This is a genomic window from Citrobacter sp. Cpo061, from assembly GCF_030332845.1.
Lineage (GTDB): Bacteria > Pseudomonadota > Gammaproteobacteria > Enterobacterales > Enterobacteriaceae > Citrobacter > Citrobacter portucalensis.
In genome coordinates, this window is sequence record NZ_JAOWHB010000036.1 from 260518 (window position 1) to 283821 (window position 23304).

The following is a 23304-nucleotide window of genomic DNA, read 5'->3' on the forward strand; positions in this document are numbered from 1 at the left end:
TACGATGAAAGTGTATCTTGTACAAGTTTCAGCTAGTTTCATCTACGGACACGGGGGTACCCAAAACAGAGGGAGGAGCAAAAAACGCATAAGGCAATGATTTTTTTTCGACAATCGTAAAAGTATTGGGAGATCACTGCCTATTAGGCTTACAAACTGTTAAAATTCCCATCAATTTTTCATTGACTGGGGCAGCGGACGAATTAACTGACGGTTATACCCGGGTCTCAGCATACGACTAAAACCTACATTTGCAGAAATGTTACACCCAACTTCCAAGGTGCAATCGCTCTACGAATGGTTGTTAGTGAAAAAAGGGTCATCGCATGAAGTCTAACCTTTTTCGAATTAAGGAGTAGGGTATGGTCCCGTTCTATGATTGGTGCGACTCGGCTGACATGCCATTAGGTAATCACCATGTTCGAGTCATGACGGGCCGGCCAGGAGATATTGCGACTGGCATTCAGATGACAGCTAGGGCTATCCCCGCCCACTACACTACAGAGGAGCGGATTGCCGCCGCGCTTGCGAAGTTAGGTAAGACAGCAGCTGCTCAAATGCTCAACGATCTCCTTCCGCAAACTGCGCATATTAGGTCGGGTGACCTTGGCGAGATCTATGCAACAGAATGGATTGATGCGTACAGCGGTTATCGAGCGCCTATCAAAAGACTGCGCTGGAAGGATCATCGAAATATGGCAATGCGCGGCGATGATGTCATCGGTATGCTTCTCGACGCTGAAACACAGCGACTCAGCTTCCTGAAAACAGAAGCTAAAAGCCGTATTAACCTGCGCGCTCAAACGCTTGAGGAGGCTCGGAGCGCCTTAGATAAGGATAGCGGCCTTCCCTCGTCGCATGCGTTATCTTTTATCTCGGCCAGACTTATGGAGATAGGCACCGATGCACCGCTCGTAGACGCAATCGACGAGGCACTCTACCGGCACGGTATCCCGCCCGAGAGCGTTAAACATCTACTCTTCACGTTTTCAGGTAACCCACCACAGACGCTCCTAACACAGGCGCTACAGGCCTATCCTGGCCCGATTGGACAATGGGGTGTCGGTTTGCATATCGACAACCATGCTGCTTTTGTCGGAGCCGTCTACGATCGAGTAATTGCCGATGCCAACAACCCCTGATGCTATCATTGCTGCTATAACGGACGCGGCGACGGTCGGCTTTCGCGGCAGGCTAATTGCACGAGGTCAGGCACGTGCAATGATCTGGCGTGACGGTGTTCTTCCTCCTGGTGCGCCGGATTTCTCGGCTCAACTCAGCTTCGATCTTCACAGTTACGCGTATGGTTTGCTTGGACTAGGTCTGCGCCTTTTAGAGTCAGATGGCGACCCGAATCAAGCACGGATCGCATTCGAACAGGCGGCGACAGCGCTTGAGTCGGTCATGGCCAACGGCAATCGCGAAGAAGCTGATCGCGATTTCCATTTTCTCCTTGCAGCTGCCAGTTATCACCTCGCGCACCTTTCTGCCCGGGCCTATTCCCTCCTCGCAATTGTGGCCGATGAAGCAAATTTCTCGCCGATCGAGCATGCGCTAACTCTGTTGATACGCCGAGATATCAATTCGCTGCGTACACGCGTATATACCTTTCGTCTCGATGGTCGTGGATCTGATGCGACCATTACGACATTCTTACAGCAGCATCTCACCGAGTCCATCGTTGCCGATGCGGCGGAACGAGATGGAAAGGACTTTCTTTTCGAAGGCCTGAATCTCGCACTGACAGATGTTTTCTTCGGTGCCTTTTCGATGTTCCTGCTCGCCCTAGATCGCGGTGAATATACTCTTCTCGAAAAAGCGATCGCCCAGCTTCGTGAAAACCTCGATATCTGCGGGGAGCTGAACCTTATACCGCAATGGTGGGTGCACCGGATTGCTATCCATCTGCTTAAAGATTTCTGGTCGAACACCTTCCACGAAAAAGTTCCGCTGCTTCCCGCTGGCGGCGTTGCCCCTTCGTGGCCTGTCCTTCGTGAACTCTTTATTGGCTTGCTCGCTCGACGCCCAAGGGCAGAGGTCGACTTGTGGCCGTCGCAGATTGAAGCGGCATCGCGAGCTGTCAACCAGACCGACAACCTCGTTGTTTCGTTGCCGACCAGCGCAGGTAAGACCCGCATCGCTGAATTGTCTATTCTGAGATGTTTAGCCGGTGGGAGGCGTGCCATTGTCGTGACCCCGCTTCGCGCTCTATCTGCGCAAACCGAAGCCACACTTCAGCGTACCTTCGGGCCACTCGGCAAGACCATTTCTGCCCTTTATGGCAGTATCGGAGTGTCCGGCTTCGACGAAGATGCCATCCGCGGGCGTGATATTGTTGTCGCAACCCCAGAGAAGCTCGATTTCGCCTTGAGGAACGATCCGTCACTGCTCGACGATGTGGGCTTGCTCGTTTTCGATGAGGGCCATATGATTGGTTCAGGTGAGCGCGAAGTTCGTTACGAGGTTCAGATTCAGCGCCTCTTACGTCGTAAGGACGCAGATCAACGCCGCATAGTCTGTCTATCGGCAATTCTTCCGGACGGAGATCAAATGGAAGACTTCTCGGCGTGGCTACGGCGCGATCAACCGGGAGGTCCCATTAAGAACGATTGGCGTCCGACGCGTTTGCGGTTCGGCGAGGTCACTTGGAATTCGCCGACAGCGCGCCTAAATCTTCGCGTTGGTGAGGAAAGGCCATTTGTGCCCAGATTTCTGACTGGTGCGGCACCGCCGCTGTTCGTACCACCGAAGAAGCGTCGCAACCGACTCTTTCCGGACAATCAGCAGGAGTTGAGCCTTGCAACCGCATGGCGTCTAGTCAGAGATGGTCAGACAGTGTTGATCTATTGCCCAGAGCGTCGCAGCGTCGAACCATTTGCCAAGGTCATCGTTGACTTGCACTCGCGCGGTGCACTCGAGTCTTTGCTAACAGTCGAATTGACCACTTTGCAGATCGCTATAGCACTCGGTGAGGAATGGCTTGGGACAGACAGCTATATTCTGAAATGCCTTCGGCTTGGTGTGGCTCTTCACCATGGTGCCTTGCCGACAGCTTATCGCAAGGAAATCGAGCGCCTTCTGCGAGAAGGTATACTCAAGGTCACGATCTCATCGCCGACTCTGGCGCAGGGACTCAATCTCTCGGCGACAGCGGTCGTCATGCACTCGCTCTACCGGCACGGTGAAATGATCAAGGTTTCGGAATTCAAGAATGTCATCGGCCGCGCAGGCCGTGCTTATATTGATGTAGAAGGCCTTGTTCTCTATCCCATCTTTGAAGATGTGAATAACAGGAAGCACAACAAATGGGTCAATCTGATAGAAGACCACGGTGCTCGTGAGATGGAAAGCGGGCTCATCCAGCTCATCTTCTCGCTGCTAAGCCGCATGCACTCTCACATTGGCGGTGATCTCGACCATTTGATCGACTATGTTGTCAATAATGCTGCTGCGTGGGTCTTCCCAGAGGTTGCCGGTGAAAAGGTTGATGAGCGAGAGCAGGCGCTGAAAGAGTGGGATCGCCATATGGCGACACTAGATACCGCCATTCTCAGTCTCATTGGTGAGGCCGATGTACCCGATGACCAGATCGAGACCGCTCTCGACAGTATTCTCCAATCTTCACTCTGGCAACGCCGCCTGCTGCGTGTTAACGACGAATCACGGGCTGCCTATCGCACCGCGCTGTTTACTCGGAGCCGTTATATCTGGGCGAATTCGACTGCCGTCACACGGCGTGGTTATTTTCTGGCTGGGCTTGGCCTTGAAGCTGGACGTGCGCTGGATGCAATTGCACCGGAGGCGAACAATCTGCTCATGCAAGCTAATGCAGCCTTGGTTGTATCAGATCATGAGGCTGCAATCACTGCGATCACAGATATCGCCGAACGCGTGTTCACCTTTTATCCGTTTGAACCAGACACGCTCCCGGCGAATTGGCGTGAAATCCTCAGAGGTTGGCTGCTTGGGCATCCGTTGGCAATGATGATCGCCGGAGAGGAGGTAGACGCATTGCAATTTATTGAGGGCGGTCTGGGCTATCGTCTTCCTTGGGCTATGGAGGCGTTGCGGGTACGTGCCGCCGCCAACGGTGATACCGTTGGCATGCCAGCACTAGCGTTGGAAGATTATGAACTCGGCCTTGCTGTTCCAGCTGTCGAAACGGGGACGATGAACCGCTCAGCCTCAATACTGATCCAGGCGGGTTTTAATTCACGACAGGCGGCCATCAAAGCCGTCACCGATACGGCTGCTAACTTCACGAACGGGGCGGAATTGCGCGATTGGTTGCGTTCACCTGGTCTCGCTGTCTATTCGGCACAACCAAACTGGCCAACGGCCGAAGCTCGGACTATATGGCTCGAATTCATACAGGAATTTGCTCCGTCAGACAACCTTTCTTGGGCGCGGCGAGATTATCTTGGAAACGTCAATTGGTTCGATGTTCCGGCGCCTTCCGGAACTCCAGTCGGTCTCTTTCATTGGAACGGACAACCGCTAGTGCTTGCACCAGATGGGCACGCGATTGGTCTGCTACAACACCCTCTTAACCTTAATCGGCGGGGACTTGTGCGAGCGACGGTCGCTATGAATAACGGCCAGATCAATCTGAGCTATCTCGGCCCTGATGATTTGTGGGTAGTTGCGAAGCCACATTAAGATATACTGCTATAAAGGAATTAGCTGGGGATCCCTGTGGTAGATCACTGTTCTCACCATATGTTCAAACACGTTAGGATTTAAATTTTAAACCACGCCATCCTTATGTTGATCACAAATGTTGTTCATAGAGAGCATATTTTATAATGCATTGTTTTTGTATGATATTTATCAGCCTTGTCCATTTTGCCAAAAAATTTACTTCATGAACCAATCCCGAATAGCAGCATTGCGACTGTTTTGATGAATTTCGATTCACCGTACTTCGTCTCGGACCAAGCGAACTTGCTCTACGTCCACTTAGTGCCAATGGCAGACGTTGTTAAGCTCATGCAGTATGGATTCACGAAGAACATACGTTATTTTTTGTCCTGATTGACTCGGAATGAAAGCTCCTGATGGCTCTCTTTTCACTCGCTGTAGCGATCTGCAAGATAACCGGTTTGTCCCTTAAGCAGCACTGTGATTTTAAACAGCGCCTCGGCTACATCGACGGAACTAAATGTTTCTCGACTATTCTCTAAGGCAACTTGCGGCATTTACAAAAAAGAGCCGGGTTTTACCCGGCTCTTTTTAGCTGATTTCAAAATCTTTTAATTCCCCACCTTCAGCAATCAGATTTGAGATCCGCTTCGGCATTCGCCCCTGACCTGACCATGTTTTTGACTCTCCAGTTTCGTTAGTATATCGATACTTCGCGGGGCGGGGGGAGCGCGTCCTTTTAGCCTTACCCGGAGAGCCAATAGCAGCTAAAAGTTCGGAGGGGTCGATACCCTCATCAAGCATCATCTGACGAAGTGTTTCCAGTTTATCGCGGCGCTGACTTTCATTTGCAAGACGTAATGTCTCTTCTTCTCGTCGTTCTATAAGAATAATTTTAAACTTTTCCAGAACATCTTCCAGTACATCTAATGACATTTCACGAGTCTGAGAACGTAAGGTACGGATATTGTTTAACTGTGTTAGAGCATCTGACATAAAGAGACCTTTTAAAGTTTTTTCGTTGTTCAGCAAATACCAATGTCGACGGTTGCTCATCGACCCGATTTTTCTTACTGAGCATTTTAATGCGATTGGGACATATTGTTATTAACGAGGTTTAGACTACTTATATAAATCTCTTGTCGCAAGAAAAAATTAAGAAGAATGTGCAAGAACTAAATTACAACTCCTACAAAATGTCCATGCATTTTTGAAGGTACTTAAAACTATGATGCCAGGAGTCATCCGGAGAGCCTTTTTATATCCTCATAACTTATTGCTTCAGTCACACCTGATGAGATTTAAAATGAGGAGAGACAGCGCCGCCACTTAGCAAGGTTTTTCACAAATGGCAAGATGGCACGCAGGGGAGAGACACCTGCATTTTGTCAGAAGGTAGCGAATTACTCTCTCTTTATAGAGGTGTTTCTAAAAAAGTGTAATGTAAAAAAAAGCCTGCTGTTAGCAGGCCATAAATGTTTTCAACTCATTTTTTGTTCGATTCTGATAAATAGGGTAAGCATGCAATTAAACGTGGAGCAGAGAGCATGACAAAAATGCTATAAATATTTCCTGGCCGCATCAAGTATCTCCTGTGATGTTAACTCCCTGTCAGTAGCCACGTAAACAATACCATGATCGCCAGTTAAGGAAGGAAAACCTGCAGACATAATCCGAAGATGTGTTTCTTCACCGTTTGGATATTCCTGCCTGATAGAGGATATACCTTCCAGAACGGTCATGACTTTACAGGATTCAGCATTAAAGAAAACAAGGACTTTAATCATATTCTATTACCCTGTTCTCTCGTGGATATTAACTGGCAGATGCCATTAAGGTCAAAGCCATTACGCACTTCTTATTTAACATGTGGTTAGTTTGTGCTTTTAGACTTTTTATGCAGTAGTACTGCACTTCATCACATCAGTTAGCATACTCATAATTTTGAAAAATATGCTGATCAGATATTATGAATAAACGACTTTCATCTGATTTAAGTTATGGATCTGTCTACTCAGGAATAATCCTTCATCGTTATCGCAGACCCACAATGATTTATTTATCGCAAAGTGTTACGTTTGCAGCAGCAGGACCCTTGTCTCCGCGGTGAATGGCGAATTCAACTTTCTGACCTTCAAATAAAGTTTTAAAGTTGTCGCCATCAAGTGCAGACAAATGGACAAAGATATCTTTGCTGCCATCAAGAGGAGAGATGAAGCCAAAACCTTTGTCTTCGTTAAACCATTTAACCAGGCCCATAATTCTAGAGGTCATACTGACTCCGTTATACATGATTGTATTGATAGTAAACGTATAGGATTAAACATATGGACTCAAAAGAGGGGATATCAACGATAGCGCCTGGTAATGAGAACTGCCCGGAAAATTTCTAACTTTCATTAGTACATCGAACTGATGGGATTCATTAAGGCACAGGGAATCGATATAAGCAAATTATCTTTTAGCCGTCCAGAGGTCCTGTAGGGAAAAATAAAAGTGGCTGAATGCCATTTTCAATGTATAGTCTTTACGTGTTTTCAATAAGGAATTGACTTGTCCCATAAAATGACAGGAATTGTCAAAAGCTTTGATATTCTTAGTGGTAAAGGCCTCATCATCCCATCTGATGGACGAAAAGACGTTCTGCTTCACATTTCAGCCGTTAACTCTCGCGAATCAGAATTACTCATCCCTGGAAGCCGCATAGAGTTTTGCCGGATAAACGGTCTCAGGGGGCCTGTGGCTGCGAACATTTATCTTTCCTGATTTTCAGTGTGTCAAAATAGATAGATTAAAACTTAACCACATGTGGTACGGTGAAGCTCATTCATTGAAAGGTTAATGGTTATGTCTGTTATCAATTACGCAATGAAATTCTTCAGCAGTGCGTCTACTGCCACTGCAGCCTGTCCTGTTTGTGGCTTAAAATCAGTACAACCGTTGTCAAAAATCCGGCTCAACCAGACCATGCTTTGCCCCGGATGTAAGGCTCTGTTTATCTCCCGACGCTAGCTCGACCAAAACCGCAGAACAGAGCTCATGTCCTATACTTATGTTAGATTCCGGCAGCTGTTAAATCCCTGATGCCTGACGCCCATCCTGAGAGAACGTTTCTGAACTGATTTCGCAACTGCTCCTGCGCGCTAACGTCGCATCAGAGCAATGCTATGAAAATGATCCCCAGAGCGTGGTTTAACCGCTCCCGTATTCTGATGAATGCTGCCGAAAACATAACGTTTTCGGCGAACGATCCTGCCGGTGAAAGCTCGCCGCGGTCGGAACTCTTTTCGACCGTCCAGATGGAACGCTACGGCCAGAAGCTGGCGCGGACTCATAAAGTATCACCGGATAGGCATCCTTATTATCTTCTGAAACGGCTTGGCGACAATGAGGCCGTCATTACCCAAAACTGCTATGAGCTTAACGCGGGTAAAAAACCCAGTATCATGCCCGCCGGTGAATGGCTGCTGGACAATTATTATCTGATTGAGGAACAAATCCGCACTGTCCGCCAGCATCTGCCGAAAAGCTTTGGCAAAGGTCTTCCGTCGCTTGTATCGCCGTTGAATTGCCCACGAATTTATCATATTGCATCAGAGGCCATTGCTCACGGCGATGGCCGCTGGGATGCCGCCAGCCTGACCAGCTATCTCACTGCCTATCAACAGGTGACGCCGCTGACGCTGGGTGAAGTCTGGGCGTTACCGGGAATGCTGCGCCTTGCGCTGATTGAAAATCTTCGTCGTATCAGTATGGAAGTGATAAAAGCGCAGCAGGACAGAAACCTTGCTGATACGTGGATAACAAGGATTGTCGAATGCGCAGAGAGTGCGCCTGGTGATTTAATCATGGTGGTTGCCGATATGGCGCGCTCCCGACCTCCGTTAACCAGTGCGTTTGTCGCAGAGCTGGTGCGGCGACTGCAGGGGCATGGCAACGCGCTGTCGTTACCTCTGACCTGGGTTGATCAGTGCCTTCGGGAACAGGGGATCACCACTGACGTTCTCATACATAGTTTCAATCAGCAGCTTGCCGCCAGCCAGCTGTCCGTCAGTAACAGCATCGCGGGCCTGCGTTTATTGAGTGAAACGGACTGGGCTGATTTCGCCGAAACGATAAGTGTTGTCGAACAGGCATTACGCAATGATCCTGCCGGCATCTATCCCCGGATGCACTTCAATACCCGGGATCATTACCGGCACGTAGTTGAGGTTCTGGCCAGGGACAGCGGTCTCAGCGAGCCTGAGGTTGCTGAGAAGGTGCTGGCGCTTTCAGAGGAAAAAGCGCCCGATACACCGGAACATCATGTTGGTTATTATCTTGCGGGCGAAGGTCGACAGGCGCTGGATATTCATCTCCTGGCAGACGCCTCAAGGCTCATACGCTTGCGGCACAGTTTCAACAGAATAACCCTGCTGTCATGGCTTGGAAGCCTGGCGTTGCTGACAACCGCAGCGACCGCAGCAATATTGCACGAAACCGCCATGCAGGGCGCAGACTGGCTATTGATCGCGGTGATATTACCTCTGATTATCGCATTAACTCAGTTAATGAGCGATTTGCTCAGTGATGCAACCACCCGTTTTCGCGTTCCTCGACCCTTGCCGGGGATGGATTTTTCAGCCGGTATTCCCGCTGACAGTGCCACCATGTTAGTCATTCCCTGCATGTTGACCACCCACGAAAGTTTCAGCCAGCTCCTCACCAGTCTTGAAGTCTGCTGGTTGGGGAATGAAAACGAAAATCTAAGGTTCGCGCTGCTCACTGATTTTGCTGATTCTGAAAATGAACCCTCGCCGGAAAGTCACGCGCTGCTCAGACAGGCTATCGCCGATACGCAGGCGCTTAATCGCCGCTACCCCTCCGGCCGACCACGTTTTTATCTGTTACATCGCCAGCCTGAATGGAACCCCTCGGAAGGAGCGTGGATGGGCTATGAACGCAAGCGGGGAAAACTGGCGTTACTGAACAGCTGGTTGCGCAATCCCGGAACGCAATTCGTCAGCGTTGCAGAGATGCCTGCCCACCTTTTACCGGGTCACATAAAATACGTCATTACCCTGGACAGCGATACGGTACTCCCGCGCGATACGGCACACAAACTCGTCGCGACGATGGCGCATCCGCTGAATACGCCTGAGTATGATCCGGTACGCCAGAGGGTTGTCAAAGGATTCGGTATTTTACAGCCCGGTCTTGCGGAGGAGATACCACGCAACGGTCAGGGGCGTTACGCAGCCCTGCGCAGCAGCGTACCGGGCAATAACCCTTATTCGATGATGTCTTCGGATATTTATCAGGATCTCTTTGGGGAAGGCTCGTTTGTGGGCAAAGGGATTTACGATGTTGATATTTTTATGCAGGCCACTACCAACATCTGCCCGGAAAATCTGGTACTCAGCCACGATCTGCTTGAAGGATGCTATGCACGTTCGGGTCTGCTGAGCGAGGTGTTACTGTACGAACAGTACCCTAATAATTATCTGTCGGATGTTGCACGACGTTCACGCTGGATCCGGGGTGACTGGCAACTGCTTAACTGGCTAAAACCACGCGTCAGAAAAGCCGATGGAACCCGGGTCAGGAATCCGCTGACCGCGCTTTCTTACTGGAAATTACTCGATAATCTACGTCGCAGTCTGGTCGCCCCCTCCTTACTGATATTGCTGTTCTTCGCTCTGCTTTGGGTACCCAACCCGGTTTACTGGCTGGGCATACTGTTGCTGATATGGCTTTTGCCAGCCATCCTCTGCATCAGCCACGACCTTCTGCATAAACCTCTGCGTCGCCGCGTGAAGCCGCATCTGTTAATGGTGGGGGCGGGCGCGCTAAAGCGTCTGTCAGGTATCAGCCTTAATTTTGCGATACTGCCGCACGAAGCCGGATATTCGCTGAAAGCGATCGCCGTGACGCTATGGCGACTGGGGATAAGCAGGCGTCACCTCAGCCAGTGGGTCAGCCACAGCCAGGACAGCAGTCAGGCCAGACCCACTGTTGCACGTTTTTATCAGGCGATGTGGCTGAACGTTGTCGGTGGCGTGGCGCTGACAATACTGACCGGACAATTTGCCCCGCAGCTGCTGGGGATTGCGTTACCGATCGGTTTGGTATGGTGTGTGGCACCGCTGCTGATGAGCTGGCTGAGTCGCCAGCCCGTGCGTAAGGTTTTTTCGCCTAATCAGGAACAAAAACAGCTGTTACGCCAGACAAGCCGTGAAATCTGGGCTTTTTTTGAAACATTTGCCACAGCAAAAGAGAACTGGCTTCCGCCTGATAATTATCAGGAAATACCACAACCGACGGTGGCACACCGAACTTCTCCTACCAATATTGGTCTTTCACTTATGGCTAACCTGACGGCATGGGACTTTGGCTACCTGCCTGGCGGAGAGGTGCTCCGGCGCGTGTCGCTCACGCTCGACACGATGGATAAAATGGAGCACTACCGGGGCCATCTCTACAACTGGTATGACACCCGTACGCTGGCCCCCCTAAGTCCACGCTATATCTCCAGCGTCGACAGCGGCAATATGGCCGGGCATTTATTGACCCTTCGTGCAGGCCTGTCCGCCATGCGTCATCAGCCTGTTTTAAGCAACCAACAGATACTGGCAGGACTGAACGATACGCTGGATATTCTGGAAAAACAGTGGGGTAAGAACCCACCTGACAGCCTGAGACTGCTACGCAAGCATTGCCTGAACGCGGTGTCGCTCTCTCCGCAGGCGCTTTTCAGCGAACTGAAAAGCATGCGCACCCAGTGCAACCATCTGACCAGCGCATGTCATCAGGGATCTCCTCTTCAGATGCGCTGGGCTGGACATCTGGAGCATCAACTGGTTCAGCTTTGCCATGAGTGGTCTCTGTTGCTTGGCTGGTTGCCTGCATCCTGGAATGAACAGACGCTGCCGAAGCTGAGCGAGCTTGCCCGTCCGACATTAACCGGTACAGGAACGCCTCCGGCGTCAGTGGCGGAGCAGGCCCGAATGCGACTCAATATTATCACCGAGCTGGAACAGCGGCTGGATGAGCATGCCCGGATGGATTTCGCCTTTCTGTACAGTGAAGCAACCAGTCTGCTCAGCGTCGGTTATAACTGTGACACCAATATGCCTGACAAAAGCCACTACGATCTCCTGCCGTCTGAAATCCGCCTGACCAGTTTTCTTGCCATTGCGACTAATCAGCTGCCTCTTAAAAGCTGGTACGCGCTGGGTCGATTGTTTACCACGATTGATAATGAAACTGCCCTGATGTCATGGAGCGGATCCATGTTTGAATATCTGATGCCGAATCTGGTGATGCCCACCTGGCCCGGCAGCCTGCTCGATGAAATGAGTCAGTCGGCGGTTATGCGCCAGATTCATTGGGGGAAAGAACGCGGGGTACCATGGGGTGTTTCAGAGTCTGGCTATCATGCTTTTGATGTTCAGCATAATTATCAGTATCAGGCATTTGGCGTACCGGGGCTCGGTCTACGCAGGGGACTTGCCGATGACATGGTTGTTGCTCCTTACGCCACGCTGCTGGCGCTGATGGTTTCCCCACAGAGAGCCTGTGAAAACCTGTTCAGGCTGCAAAAAAATGGTGCACGCGGAGAATACGGCTTTTATGAAGCGCTGGACTATACCCCCTCACGTCTTGCAACCGGTCAGCTCTATGCGGTGGTACAGTCCTGGATGGCGCATCACCAGGGTATGGCATTTCAGGCGCTGGCTCATGTGCTGCTTGACGCCCCCATGACTGAACGCTTTATGTCCAGCACGGTATTCCGGTCAGCGAGTCTGCTGTTACAGGAGCGCGTGCCGGATGCGGTCGATCTGTACAGTCCGCGCCGTCATTTTGAATCTCATGAGGGCATGGTCAAACCCGTTCGCTATGAACCCCGTATTTTCTATAGCATGGATACCCCCTCCCCGGATATTCAACTCCTGTCCAACGGCCATTATCATCTGATGTTGACCGCGGGCGGCGGTGGTTACAGTCGCTGGAATGATATTGCACTAACGCGCTGGCGCAGTGATACCACCCGTGATAACTGGGGAGCATTCTGCTACATCCGCGATACCCAGACGGGAGATGTGTGGAGCAATACTTGGCAACCAACAGGCTACACCAGCGGACAAGACGAGGAAGTGTTGTTCACCGATGCGGGGGCAGAATTCAGACGCAGCTTAGGGGGACTCAGCGTCAAAACTCAGGTGGTGATCTCTCCGGAGGATGATGTTGAATTGCGACGGCTCACACTGATTCATCGTGGTCGTAAGCCTCGCTCTCTGGAGCTAACAACCTATGCTGAAGTGGTACTGGCACCTGATGCCAGCGATCTGGCACACCCGGCATTCAGCAATTTGTTTATTCAGACTGAGCTGGCTCCTGAGCGTGACGCTATTCTTTGCCACCGGCGCCCGCGCTCACCGGATGAACCGGGCCCTTGCCTGTTTCACATGATGGTGGTGCACGGCGATAACCGACATAACGTGTCGTTTGAAACGGACAGGGCAAGGTTTATTGGACGTGGCAGAAACCCTGCGAATGCACAGGCAATAGAGACGGGAGGGATGCTAGGCAACACGTCGGGCTCGGTGCTGGATCCGATACTGGCAATTCGCAACGCCATCATTCTGCAGCCAGGGCAGCCGGTTACGATTGATATCATTTATGGCATCAGCGAGACCCGTCAGCAGAGCCTGGCGTTGCTGGAGAAATATCGCGATTACCCTATTGCCGATCGCGTCTTTGAACTGGCCTGGTCTCACAGTCTGGTGGTATTGCGCCAGATGAACGCCAGTGAAGATGATGCCACGTTGTTCAATAGTCTCGCCAGCGCTGTGCTTTACCCTGTCCAGGAGCTGCGCGCCGAAGGCCAGGCGATAGGCCGCAACCGGCGTGGCCAGTCCGGACTGTGGGGCTGGGCAATTTCAGGGGATCTGCCGATAGTGCTGCTGAGTATAACCAGCGAGGAAAGTATCACCTCAGTGACCACACTGATTCAGGCACACCGTTACTGGAGACAGAAAGGGCTGGATGTTGATTTGGTTATCCTGAATAACAGCCCCGGCGGCTACCAGCAGGGATTACAAAATCAGATTATGGAGTTAATTTATGCCGGGTCTGAAGCTAGTCTGCTCGATAAAAAGGGCGGGCTTTTTGTCCGGAACGGTGAGCATCTCTCCGCTGAGGATAAGTTGCTTTTGATGAGCGTGGCCTGTCTTTATCTTGATGACCGCGCAGGGGGTATTAATGAGCAGCTTAACCAGCGTATTCATACCCTGAAATCGCCAGCAAGGGCATTCATTCCGCGTGCTGTACGCGAGCGTAATCAACATACGGACTGGAGCCCTGATACCAGTCAGTTATGCCATTTCAATGGGTACGGTGGATTTTCTCAGGATGGGCGGGAGTATCAGATCGTCCTTCGGGAAAATGCGCTTACACCGGCTCCCTGGTCGAACATACTGGCAAATTCTCGTTTTGGCAGTGTGATCTCAGAGGCAGGGCAGGCCTATACCTGGTATGAGAATGCCCATGAATACCGGTTGACGCCGTGGGAGAACGATCCGGTGAGCGATCGCAGCGGCGAGGCATTTTACCTGCGCGATGAAGAGAGCGGGGAGTGCTGGTCGCCGACGGCTTTACCTGTTCGCGGACACGGTGACTACCTGACCCGCCATGGTTTTGGCTACAGCGTTTTTGCCCATCGTGAGAGTGGTATAGACAGCGAGTTGACGGTCCTGGTTGCTGAAGAAGATCCGGTTAAACTGGTGCTCCTGACGCTCAGTAACTCCTCGGGACGGACACGTCAACTTTCCGTCACAGGCTATGTAGAGTGGACGCTCGGAGAAACACGAACGCGCTCAGCCCCTCACATTGTGACACATGTGGCCAGAACGCCCGGTGGCTGCGGGGTGCTTGCGAATAACTTTTATGGTGATAATGGTGGCGGCCGAACTGCATTTTTTGCCGTCAGCGGTAATGACTGTTCTCTGACAGGGGATCGCCGGGAGTTTATTGGCCGTAATGGTTCCCTTCACGCCCCTTCGGCCATGAAACTGCAAAAGCTTTCTGGTAAGACGGGGGCCGGTCTGGATCCCTGCGGAGCGGTGCAATCGGCGGTTACATTAATTGACGGGGACCAGAGGACGTTTATTTTTATCCTCGGCGCAGAAGAGAATGATGTTTGTGCTCAGGAGACGCTGGCCCGCTACATGAACGAGGATACGGTCCGCCAGGAGCTGAGCCGGATTCATAATCACTGGCACAATGTTCTCGATAAAATCGTAGTTAACACCCCCGACACGTCCGTAAATTTACTGGTTAATGGTTGGCTGCTTTATCAGACGGTCGCCTGCCGTCTTATGGCCCGGAGTGGCTACTATCAGTCTGGCGGTGCATTTGGTTTTCGCGATCAGCTGCAGGATACGCTGGCTCTGAGCCACGCTGCTCCGGACCGGATGCGTGAACAGATAATACTCTGTGCATCACGGCAGTTTATCGAGGGGGATGTGCAGCACTGGTGGCACCCGCCACACGGCAACGGTGTGCGTACCCGCTGTTCCGATGACTATCTTTGGCTGCCGCTTGCTGTTTGCCACTATGTTGAAACGACGGGGGATATGGATGCACTGGAAATACGCATTCCTTATCTGGAAGGACGCTCGCTTCAGCTTGGTGAAGAGTCTGTCTATGACACGCCGGTCATCAGCGGCACCGAAGAGACACTCTGGTTACACTGCGTCAAAGCTATTCACTATGGACTTCGCTTCGGGGAGCATGGCCTGCCGCTGATGGGGGCTGGTGACTGGAATGACGGGATGAACCGGGTGGGTATCGAAGGCAAAGGTGAAAGCGTCTGGCTGGGCTTCTTCCTGTACGACATTTTGCAGCGGTTTGCAGCGCTGGCGGAGCACAGGCTGGATGAAAGCGTCGCCGCGATGTGCCGTTCACAGGCTCTGCGCCTGCAAAGTAATCTCGAAGCCCACGCCTGGGATGGGGAATGGTACCGGCGCGGGTATTTTGACGATGGTACTCCCCTGGGATCGAAAACCTCACAGGACTGCCGGATTGATGCGATTGCGCAGAGCTGGTCTGTATTGTCCGGCGCCGCGAGCCCGGGACGGAGCGCAAAGGCCATGCAGGCGCTGGATAAGCACCTTGTGGATAACGAAGGAGGGCTGATCAAACTGTTAACGCCTCCTTTCGACGGACACGGTCCAAATCCGGGCTACATACAGGGGTACCTGCCCGGCGTGCGGGAAAACGGAGGGCAGTATACGCATGGCGCCATCTGGGCAGTGATGGCCTTTGCCCGAATGGGGAATGCCGAACGAGCCTGGCAACTCTGGTCAATGCTCAGCCCTATAAATCATACCCTGAATGCGGACTCTGTCGGGATTTATAAAGCTGAGCCTTATGTCATGAGTGCTGATGTCTACAGTGTCGCTCCCCATACCGGACGTGCAGGGTGGAGCTGGTATACCGGTTCCGCAGCCTGGGCCTGGCGTTTACTTACCGAGGGATTACTGGGGATAAAACGTTCCGGCACTGACTTTAGTGTTCATGCCAGGTTACCGGATGAGTGGTCCTCTTTTTCTATGGCATATCAATATGGTGAAAGCCATTATCAGATTAGTGTTTCACGCGGCGATGCAGAATATTGCGTGACGCTGGATGGTGTTCTCCTCCCTGATGACAGAATACCGCTGAAGGATGATGGACAAAACCATACGGTTGAGATCATTCAGAACTGACACTGATCCCGGAGGTGCATTAACGTCTGCCGTTAATGCGCTGATTATCCCTGAGAACATCAATCGCAGTCTGCATGGCGATTTTGTCATCCCGCCTTTTTTGTTTGTCCTGTATGACCTGAAGGTATTCCAGCAAGGTGCGGGTATTAATCGGTCGGCCCTGTTTACCCACAGCCAGCACGGCTTCTCCAAGAATAATTTTCACAGGCGGTAATTGTGCCGGATACCAGTCAAGGGTGTCTTCTGATTTCATCTTAAATTTCTCACGGAAGGGTAGTGTATCATAAATAAGACGTTCAATTTTCAATATCTGATATCCTGATTCAGACACAACTTAACATAACTTATGCCAGTTATTTTTTTATTAAAGCGTATAATAATTACTCTATTCCTCAGAGAATTATTTATGTCTTATACAAATGGGCTCAGGTATTTTAAAGAAAGACCGGTTCATGTTACCTGTCCGGTATGTGCACACAGAGCCGATCAGAAAGCAGGTAAACTAAGAAAAGATGCGGTTCTTGAGTGCCCTGCCTGCGGACTGTTGTTCAGACCTTCAGAATGCTGGTGTATCGGCGGCTGAACGGCTTCTGCCACGTAACGTCAGTGATGTCGGAAAATGACAACGTTCCTCCTGTACTGCAGTTGTCGAGGGTATGATAATGAAATCTAAAAAAACTGTTTTTATTGAAGGACATATCCTGTCAAACAGCTGTCACGGGCAGGCCGGTCAACCTTTCTGTATTCACCGGGTCAGGTTTAGTAATGGTAAATATGCGATTATTCGGGTGGCATCCGGGATATGTTTCAAACCAGGCGAAATTATTCAACGAAACGATTGTGAGTGGTTTTATAAACTTACCAAAATTCGGCTTCTTTCTTTTGAGTACCTTGATGGTGATGAATCAAGAAGACAATTCCTTGAGTATCAATGATAAAACCATGGATTTATAACAGAATAAATTTTCTGGCTTACAATTCACTCCTGGCTCTTTAAATTATTCACCAGCCATTGGAAAATATTTTCCCCTGAATTTAGATGGATTTAAATTATCTAAAACAAAATGTATCGCTAAAGACGAATTGCCTCATTGTTTTCCTTTTGCGTTATAACCTTCATTAGCATTAAGGAAATTTATGGCACAGACTTTTACTCATAATTTACTTCATCCTCGTCACTGGCTTACCTGGTCTGGTTTGGGTCTGCTGTGGCTTCTCGTTCAACTTCCTTACCCGGTTTTACATATTCTGGGCTCTGGCCTTGGAAAAATATCCAGACCCTTTCTGAAACGCCGGGAAGGAATTGCGATTAGAAATATCGAACTGTGCTTTCCCGAGATGACACCGTTTGCCCGGAGCCAGATGGTCAATAAAAACTTTGTTTCTCTCGGGCTGGGACTGATGGAAACAGGAATGGCCTGGTTCTGGAGTGATGCGAGAGTCAAAAAATGGTTTGATGTCGAAGGGCTTGAAAACCTGACCGGTGCGACAAGAGGAGTAATGGTTGTCGGGATTCATTTTATGTCCCTTGAGTTGTGTGGAAGAGTAATGGGGTTATGCCATCCTATGATGGCAACGTATCGCCCACACAATGATCCATTAATGGAATGGGTACAGACAAAAGGGCGTATGCGTTCAAATAAAGCTATGATTAATCGACGTAATTTATCAGGTTTTGTTCATGCGCTAAAAGCAGGTGAAGCCGTTTGGTTTGCACCAGACCAGGATTATGGGTCTAAGGGATGCGTTTTTGCACCTTTTTTCTCGGTAAAAAAAGCAGCCACGACGAACGGAACGTATGCTCTGTCAAAACTCGCTAGTGCACACTTGATCACACTTAGCATGATTAGACGTAGCGATAAAAAAGGTTATCACATGTATATCAGCAATCCGTTGGCAGGTTATCCAGGGGAAGATAAGGTCGCCGCAGCGGCTTATATGAACAAGATCATCGAGCGTGAAATTCTCCGTGCCCCTGAGCAATACCTGTGGATGCATCGCAGGTTCAAAACGCGTCCTGAAGGCGAAGTCTCTTTATACAAATGAACAACTCTACTTGCCATGAGCCAGAATCTATCTTTCTTGGTGCGGGCAAGAACCGTCCCCAGGCGGTTCTGACAAAGCAGGCCTGGCTTCGTAATAGCCGGTGGCTTTATTCTAATGCCTTATCCCTGCTGGTCGATGAATCGCAAGCCGAACAGCGTTCACAGGTCTTTGCCAACATTCTGGGGTACGGACACCTCATACCTCTACAGCAGTCCATCAACAGTTATCTCCAGTATCTGCCCGGTGTCAGCCAGTTGACACAGCGGCTAGACCGTCTCCGGGAAGAGCTCCGCGCCGTCAATGAGGCTGAAAAAGTAAATGAACCTGCGTCAGATGCGGCTGAGCTGATTTCGCAGCTTGCCGTCAGTCTGAATTCCGGGCTGGACAAGTCAAATCATGAAACCTTCCTTCAACGTGCGCAAACGGATATAGCGGAATACAGACGTGAGACGGAAAATTATGGAGCCATCTGTCTTGATGTTTCAGCCCGGTGGGAAGCCTTTGAGCATGCATCCGGAGCCGCGAAGTTGATCGAGATCGCGCAGTATCAGGTGTCGGATCGCTATTTCCCCGGGTGAGACGTTAAGGTCTTCCTCTATCTCGTTGAATATTGAAAAGGCGACGGCCGAGAAGCCGGCTAGATGGTAGGCTGCAGCAGCAATGGTGCGGCGGAATCCGCGATCAGGCGACTCTGGATTACCATTACGCACGAGGGCTTCGAAGGCGTTGCCTGCGCGCTCAAAGGCCTTGCCAGTGAGTTCCGAAGCACCAGCCTGAGCCCGCAGTGCCATTGCGCCTCGAAGCAGGGCAAAACCGTGCTCGGCAAGATCTGTTTCGATGGTTGCGCCAAGCGGCGGAGCGTTTTGCAGCAATACGCCATTCTTGCGCATCAACGACCAAGCTGCACCGCGATAGAGGAGGCGCCCGAGAATACCGTCAACTGTAGCGGCCGTCAGGAAGGTGCTTAATTCTTCAGTCGTCTCCAAGATCTTCCGCCTCTAGGTACATTGCCGCAATGAAATCCTGATGGTCTTCGACGTGAATGTTCACGACGTAATGGTCCCTGTTGACTCCAGCGGCTTCAAGGTTCTCTTTCAGGGAAGCGTGAGGGCCGTTACCCGACACGGTGAAGAGCATGTGGTCGATGCGATCGGCTGGCATAGACTTAAGATCCACTTCGTCACGAAGGTCGCGACCCAGTGCGTTATCGCCAGCGTCGTTGCTCTCCAGCAGGCGATTGGCGACGAACAGCAGCGAGTCAGGCGTGCAGCGGCCATTGTCGCGGTCGAGGACCTTGCGGGCGGCGGTGACCGTGGTTTTTTGCCAAGCTTCTGGTTACTTTTAGCTTCACCTTTTAGCAGCCAGAGCTTATTGCCTTGGTAGCCCGCGCCGATGAAGTCATCGCCGCGCATGGCCATGTTACGGCCGTCCTTGTAACGGAGCCGACGCACGGGTACCCGCAGACCGATTTCTTCCTCAACTAGTTCAGTCGCAAGGATTTCGCCGAGGTCGCCAGAGCGGCCCTTCGGGGTATTAGGCATTGCCTCGCGGAGGATCTTGGCAGCAACCTTGTATCCTAGTCGCCCTACGTCATCGGCGATGCGTTCAAGTCGTTCGTAGTGCGAGCGAATGGTCTCAGCAAGGTCCTCGCGGATATCATCGCGGCCGCCGTCCTTCTCGACATACGTCCAGTAATACTTGCGTTCATCATTTTCTTTAATGGATTCACACCACTTCTCATATAGCCCCACGGCGTTTCTCCCTATCAATCAGTTCTGATCACGTCAAGATTTTCCCGATTCGAAATCGGCTTATTGAAAGAATCCATCCTCAGCGCTTTCCCACGTATCTTGCAAAATGGCGTCAATCTCTTCCCGCTCAGTTTCAGTCGCGCCAATCAATGGGAAGCTGCTCATATTTCTTTCAATCACCAACAGGCAAAGATTCCTGAAAATGTACCCATAGGAGGGGAGACGCAATGTCAGAGATGAATCCACACGATGCCGCGCAGACTTTGCCCCAGGACCGGGAAACGCTGTACCACTTGGTCTGGTGCGAGCCCGCGGAATGTATAGCTGTGTTGTATGACATCAGTACTGAGTTACTGGCAAAACGATGCAGCGAAATGCGGATACCCAGGCCGCTTGCCGGTTACTGGAAGGCACTTGCGAAAGGTACTGCGCCTGCAATTCCCGCTCTGCCCGATCTGAAAAAGGGTAAGACGGTAAAGGTATGTGAGAATGATAATCAATCAATGCACTCTCCTGCCGTTAAGGCATCAAAATCAGCAACTTCATTAGCCCTAAAGCAAGCCCCTGTTACAGGCAGAAACCGCTGTTCAGCAGCGTCTTACTGCCGCCCTGACGCGCGCGGTCACCGCGAACGGGCAGGTACTGGTGATTGGAAACAGCTACGACACCCGCGGGCGTCAGCAGATGGACAGCCAGATCCCGGGGGCAACGACCGTCGAAGCCGTCGATTTGGTCGACCTTACCGACTTTGGTGCAGCGTTTAACCTGGAAGCTGCGGATGCGTTGACGCGCCTGGTGCAGTTTGCCGCAGGCGTCATGACCCAGGTTGGCCCCGCAGCATTGCTGCCCCGCCTAGAAACGCTACGAAGAGGGCGAGCCCGCAACCCGCCGACGGTTGCCGAAGCAGCGTTAGTGGCATTTGCAGAGAGACCAGGTTTTATGCTGGCCGCAGAGGCGTTGTGCCTTCTGACTCGTCAGGACGATGCGCGGGTCTATCGGCCAGAGGTATTGCGCTGTTGTTTGCGTGCCCTGCAGTCGGCTGCTGCCGGAGGCTACACTTTTGCAGACGCCACGGTAAATGAGCGAGAACGCAATCGCCACGAGAGTCGACCGCTGGCCCGGCGTGTATTCGGCAGCACATTGTTGCTAAGGGGGCTGGAAGGAGAGGTGGCAGTCATCACATCCCCGGAAGAGATGGATGCACAACACCTCTATGTCGCTATGACGCGGGGATCTTCGCGGCTGGTTGTGTGCTCGCTAACTCCCATATTGACGGTCCGCTAACCCCGATGCAAAGCGCCCTTGCTCACAAATCGTACCTTCCTTAGGGGCAGTGCCTGACGTACAGCCCTATCAAATAGCCTGGCTACTATCACCATTCTTCACGCCTTGCCGGTGAATCAAACTCCTTTTCAACCAAATTTGAAACCTTTGTATAAGTTGAAATAGGTTCAGAACTAAGCGAAATCTCCACTCCCAAAATATTTAACACGTTGTACAGGCGCTGAAAACTTGCTTTTGAAGGGTTTGCCTCAAGGCGAGCATAAGTCTGCTGAGTGACACCCAACCTGGCGGATAATTCTCTTTGAGTTAATCCTTTTGATTTACGAAAACCAATTAAAAGTGGCCGTAACTGGCTAAGAAGTCTGACCGGGAAAATATTATCCATAAGTAGGAGACCATGTCGATTATTTTAAAATAAGTTCACTTTACGTAAAAAAACAGCCTTCAGGGTGTTTTTTTACTTTACAGCTTTTAAGGTGAAAGGATGAACTCGTTGTTTAATTTGTTGTATTGAAGTGTTAAAGGTTGCATCTAGGGCTGACTATGATTATATTTTTCAGGTCTAGCATATAGTGGTACGCGCTGTTAATCTCATATTAGTGAAGTTTATCAGTGCATGAAGGGAGAGGGCGGTCTCGGCTTTGCCCTCTCTTTTTCACGACTCTATTAAACTTTAAATCCTTTCTGGAATTCATTGTCTTATTGAAATGTATGATTAACAATCTCAATCAATGTATTTATTTTTTCATTTATCTTAATGTGTTTTTTGTCTTGCTCTAGAGAAAGTTTTCGGAATTCATTTTCCCTGCTCGGTACGGCAATTATCAATTCTTCATAAATTTCTTTTGCTCCTGATATTTTTTCCAATTCACTGCTGTATTTTTCAATAAGAGTTCTTATTTGAATATTTACATTATTGTGTTCATAGCTATTAGCACTTGAAAGCTGGCGAGAACTTTTTTTGGTTGCCTCAATTAATTGCACATTTTCCATTGCGATATTGAATTCTGATGTGGGTGAGTATAAATATTGATACACGCCTGATTTTCTTACTTTATTTAATAATCCTTTTTTAACTAGGCATTGAATTTGGTTATAAGCAAAAGCTTTTGCCTTTAGGTAGGTTTTCGGGAGTGAGAATCGCTCGACAAGAATTATTGCTACATCGTTACTGGTGAAGTTATCCTTGCCAATGTGGATTATTGCAGAAAATATGTACGACTCAGGGTTGGATACTCGACTATTCATATGACTAAAACAATGCAGTTAACTTAGGATTGCTAAGTATACAACAATGGCAGATACTTAGACAATCTAAGCATTCGAGGCTAATGAAGATGAATCAGTGTCTGAAAAAAATCCGATACCAGAACGACTTAAGGAAGCGAGATGCAGGGCGGGATTATCACAGCGCTCACTGGGCCTCCTTGTTGGGTTTGATCCCGCTTCGGCTAGCAGTCGTATGAATCATTATGAGAAAGGGCGGCATGTCCCCGATATTGATACGCTTCGACGGATGGCGTCAGAGTTAAACGTGCCGTTAAACTACTTTTTTTGTGATGATCAAACCACAGCAGAACTTGCATTACTCATATCCCGTATGACAGAGGAAGAGCGAAGTAATCTCATCGAAGCACTCAAAACGTCTTCAGGTGTAAAACATGGTGGTAACACATGATGTTCTACAAAAGGCTATTGATCTTTTAGAAGGTAACGAAAGTGCAGCATTAAACTGGTGTAATGAACCAAATCGGCATTAGAATGAAAGACTCCCTTCGACATAAAGGACATAGAAGAGAGAGTATTGATAATTAGTGCGCTAATTTTACGAA

Annotated in this window: 20 protein-coding genes and 2 pseudogenes; 12 read left to right on the forward strand and 10 right to left on the reverse strand. The window is 50.2% G+C overall.

The window, feature by feature from the left end; translation table 11 throughout:
* The first annotated feature begins 362 nt into the window (after positions 1 to 362).
* The gene (locus OGX97_RS07260; RefSeq protein ID WP_286592114.1) at positions 363 to 1142 is read left to right on the forward strand and encodes a Hachiman antiphage defense system protein HamA; all 780 of its coding nucleotides are present in this window, start codon (positions 363 to 365) and stop codon (positions 1140 to 1142) included.
* Complete coding sequence (locus OGX97_RS07265; protein WP_032677266.1) at positions 1126 to 4659, forward strand: DEAD/DEAH box helicase; 3534 nt, start codon at positions 1126 to 1128, stop codon at positions 4657 to 4659. The genes OGX97_RS07260 and OGX97_RS07265 overlap by 17 nt, the downstream gene beginning before the upstream one ends.
* A 410-nt stretch (positions 4660 to 5069) precedes the next feature.
* Here OGX97_RS07265 and OGX97_RS07270 read toward each other — a convergent pair.
* The 4 genes and pseudogenes from OGX97_RS07270 to OGX97_RS07285 all read right to left on the reverse strand — a co-directional run.
* Positions 5070 to 5180 (reverse strand): annotated as a pseudogene (locus OGX97_RS07270) (arsenical resistance protein ArsH); the annotation flags it as partial.
* Between the two features lie 52 nt (positions 5181 to 5232).
* Positions 5233 to 5637 carry an H-NS family histone-like protein gene (locus OGX97_RS07275; RefSeq protein WP_023303013.1) on the reverse strand — a complete coding sequence of 135 codons (405 nt, stop codon included), beginning with the start codon at positions 5635 to 5637 and terminating at the stop codon, positions 5233 to 5235.
* A 563-nt stretch (positions 5638 to 6200) separates the two neighbouring features.
* On the reverse strand, positions 6201 to 6428 hold the full coding sequence (locus OGX97_RS07280; RefSeq protein WP_010434226.1) for a hypothetical protein: 228 nt from the start codon (positions 6426 to 6428) through the stop codon (positions 6201 to 6203).
* A 268-nt stretch (positions 6429 to 6696) separates the two neighbouring features.
* Positions 6697 to 6915 carry a cold shock domain-containing protein gene (locus OGX97_RS07285; protein WP_000203924.1) on the reverse strand — a complete coding sequence of 73 codons (219 nt, stop codon included), beginning with the start codon at positions 6913 to 6915 and terminating at the stop codon, positions 6697 to 6699.
* A gap of 279 nt (positions 6916 to 7194) precedes the next feature.
* On the opposite strand from OGX97_RS07285, the gene cspF reads away from it, so the two are divergent.
* The 3 genes from cspF (at position 7195) to OGX97_RS07300 (ending at position 16391) form a co-directional block, all read left to right on the forward strand.
* Positions 7195 to 7407 carry a cold shock-like protein CspF gene (gene cspF / locus OGX97_RS07290; protein WP_001446195.1) on the forward strand — a complete coding sequence of 71 codons (213 nt, stop codon included), beginning with the start codon at positions 7195 to 7197 and terminating at the stop codon, positions 7405 to 7407.
* 81 nt (positions 7408 to 7488) lie between these two features.
* Positions 7489 to 7653 carry a YnfU family zinc-binding protein gene (locus OGX97_RS07295; protein WP_213076230.1) on the forward strand — a complete coding sequence of 55 codons (165 nt, stop codon included), beginning with the start codon at positions 7489 to 7491 and terminating at the stop codon, positions 7651 to 7653.
* 155 nt (positions 7654 to 7808) lie between these two features.
* Positions 7809 to 16391 (forward strand): glycoside hydrolase family 94 protein, encoded by an 8583-nt coding sequence (locus OGX97_RS07300; RefSeq protein ID WP_286592117.1) that lies wholly within the window; start codon positions 7809 to 7811, stop codon positions 16389 to 16391.
* A 19-nt stretch (positions 16392 to 16410) separates the two neighbouring features.
* On the opposite strand, the gene OGX97_RS07305 is transcribed toward OGX97_RS07300, so the two are convergent.
* Positions 16411 to 16644 carry a hypothetical protein gene (locus OGX97_RS07305; RefSeq protein WP_001446196.1) on the reverse strand — a complete coding sequence of 78 codons (234 nt, stop codon included), beginning with the start codon at positions 16642 to 16644 and terminating at the stop codon, positions 16411 to 16413.
* Positions 16645 to 16797: 153 nt separating this feature from the next.
* Here OGX97_RS07305 and OGX97_RS23190 point away from each other — a divergent pair, with 153 nt between their 5' ends.
* From OGX97_RS23190 to OGX97_RS07320, 4 genes are all read left to right on the forward strand, one after another.
* On the forward strand, positions 16798 to 16974 hold the full coding sequence (locus OGX97_RS23190) for a YnfU family zinc-binding protein (RefSeq protein ID WP_353622199.1): 177 nt from the start codon (positions 16798 to 16800) through the stop codon (positions 16972 to 16974).
* A gap of 79 nt (positions 16975 to 17053) precedes the next feature.
* Positions 17054 to 17326: a hypothetical protein gene (locus OGX97_RS07310; RefSeq protein WP_286592119.1), complete on the forward strand. Its 273-nt coding sequence runs from the start codon at positions 17054 to 17056 to the stop codon at positions 17324 to 17326.
* A gap of 202 nt (positions 17327 to 17528) precedes the next feature.
* Positions 17529 to 18437, forward strand: coding sequence for a kdo(2)-lipid IV(A) palmitoleoyltransferase (gene lpxP / locus OGX97_RS07315; RefSeq protein WP_286592122.1), 909 nt, complete (start codon positions 17529 to 17531; stop codon positions 18435 to 18437).
* Positions 18434 to 19015, forward strand: coding sequence for a hypothetical protein (locus OGX97_RS07320; protein ID WP_286592127.1), 582 nt, complete (start codon positions 18434 to 18436; stop codon positions 19013 to 19015). Before lpxP ends, OGX97_RS07320 begins: the two co-directional genes overlap by 4 nt.
* On the opposite strand, the gene OGX97_RS07325 is transcribed toward OGX97_RS07320, so the two are convergent.
* The 3 genes from OGX97_RS07325 to OGX97_RS23195 all read right to left on the reverse strand — a co-directional run bounded on the left by OGX97_RS07325 (position 18920) and on the right by OGX97_RS23195 (position 20353).
* Positions 18920 to 19423 (reverse strand): hypothetical protein, encoded by a 504-nt coding sequence (locus OGX97_RS07325; RefSeq protein WP_286592129.1) that lies wholly within the window; start codon positions 19421 to 19423, stop codon positions 18920 to 18922. The genes OGX97_RS07320 and OGX97_RS07325 overlap by 96 nt on opposite strands.
* A gap of 108 nt (positions 19424 to 19531) precedes the next feature.
* Positions 19532 to 20188, reverse strand: a complete 657-nt coding sequence (locus OGX97_RS07330) for a Hachiman antiphage defense system protein HamA (RefSeq protein ID WP_286592132.1) — start codon at positions 20186 to 20188, stop codon at positions 19532 to 19534.
* A 60-nt stretch (positions 20189 to 20248) separates the two neighbouring features.
* The gene (locus OGX97_RS23195; protein WP_353622200.1) at positions 20249 to 20353 is read right to left on the reverse strand and encodes a DinI-like family protein; all 105 of its coding nucleotides are present in this window, start codon (positions 20351 to 20353) and stop codon (positions 20249 to 20251) included.
* Positions 20354 to 20415: 62 nt separating this feature from the next.
* Here OGX97_RS23195 and OGX97_RS07335 point away from each other — a divergent pair.
* Positions 20416 to 20668 (forward strand): annotated as a pseudogene (locus OGX97_RS07335) (hypothetical protein); the annotation flags it as partial.
* Between the two features lie 165 nt (positions 20669 to 20833).
* The gene (locus OGX97_RS07340) at positions 20834 to 21472 is read left to right on the forward strand and encodes a hypothetical protein (RefSeq protein ID WP_286592134.1); all 639 of its coding nucleotides are present in this window, start codon (positions 20834 to 20836) and stop codon (positions 21470 to 21472) included.
* An 88-nt stretch (positions 21473 to 21560) separates the two neighbouring features.
* Here the strand turns inward: OGX97_RS07340 and OGX97_RS07345 are convergent, their stop codons facing one another.
* The gene (locus OGX97_RS07345) at positions 21561 to 21857 is read right to left on the reverse strand and encodes a helix-turn-helix domain-containing protein (RefSeq protein WP_286592136.1); all 297 of its coding nucleotides are present in this window, start codon (positions 21855 to 21857) and stop codon (positions 21561 to 21563) included.
* 314 nt (positions 21858 to 22171) lie between these two features.
* The gene (locus OGX97_RS07350) at positions 22172 to 22720 is read right to left on the reverse strand and encodes a hypothetical protein (protein ID WP_286592139.1); all 549 of its coding nucleotides are present in this window, start codon (positions 22718 to 22720) and stop codon (positions 22172 to 22174) included.
* A 97-nt stretch (positions 22721 to 22817) separates the two neighbouring features.
* Here OGX97_RS07350 and OGX97_RS07355 point away from each other — a divergent pair, with 97 nt between their 5' ends.
* Positions 22818 to 23150 carry a helix-turn-helix domain-containing protein gene (locus OGX97_RS07355; protein ID WP_072040316.1) on the forward strand — a complete coding sequence of 111 codons (333 nt, stop codon included), beginning with the start codon at positions 22818 to 22820 and terminating at the stop codon, positions 23148 to 23150.
* The last annotated feature ends 154 nt before the right edge of the window (positions 23151 to 23304 follow it).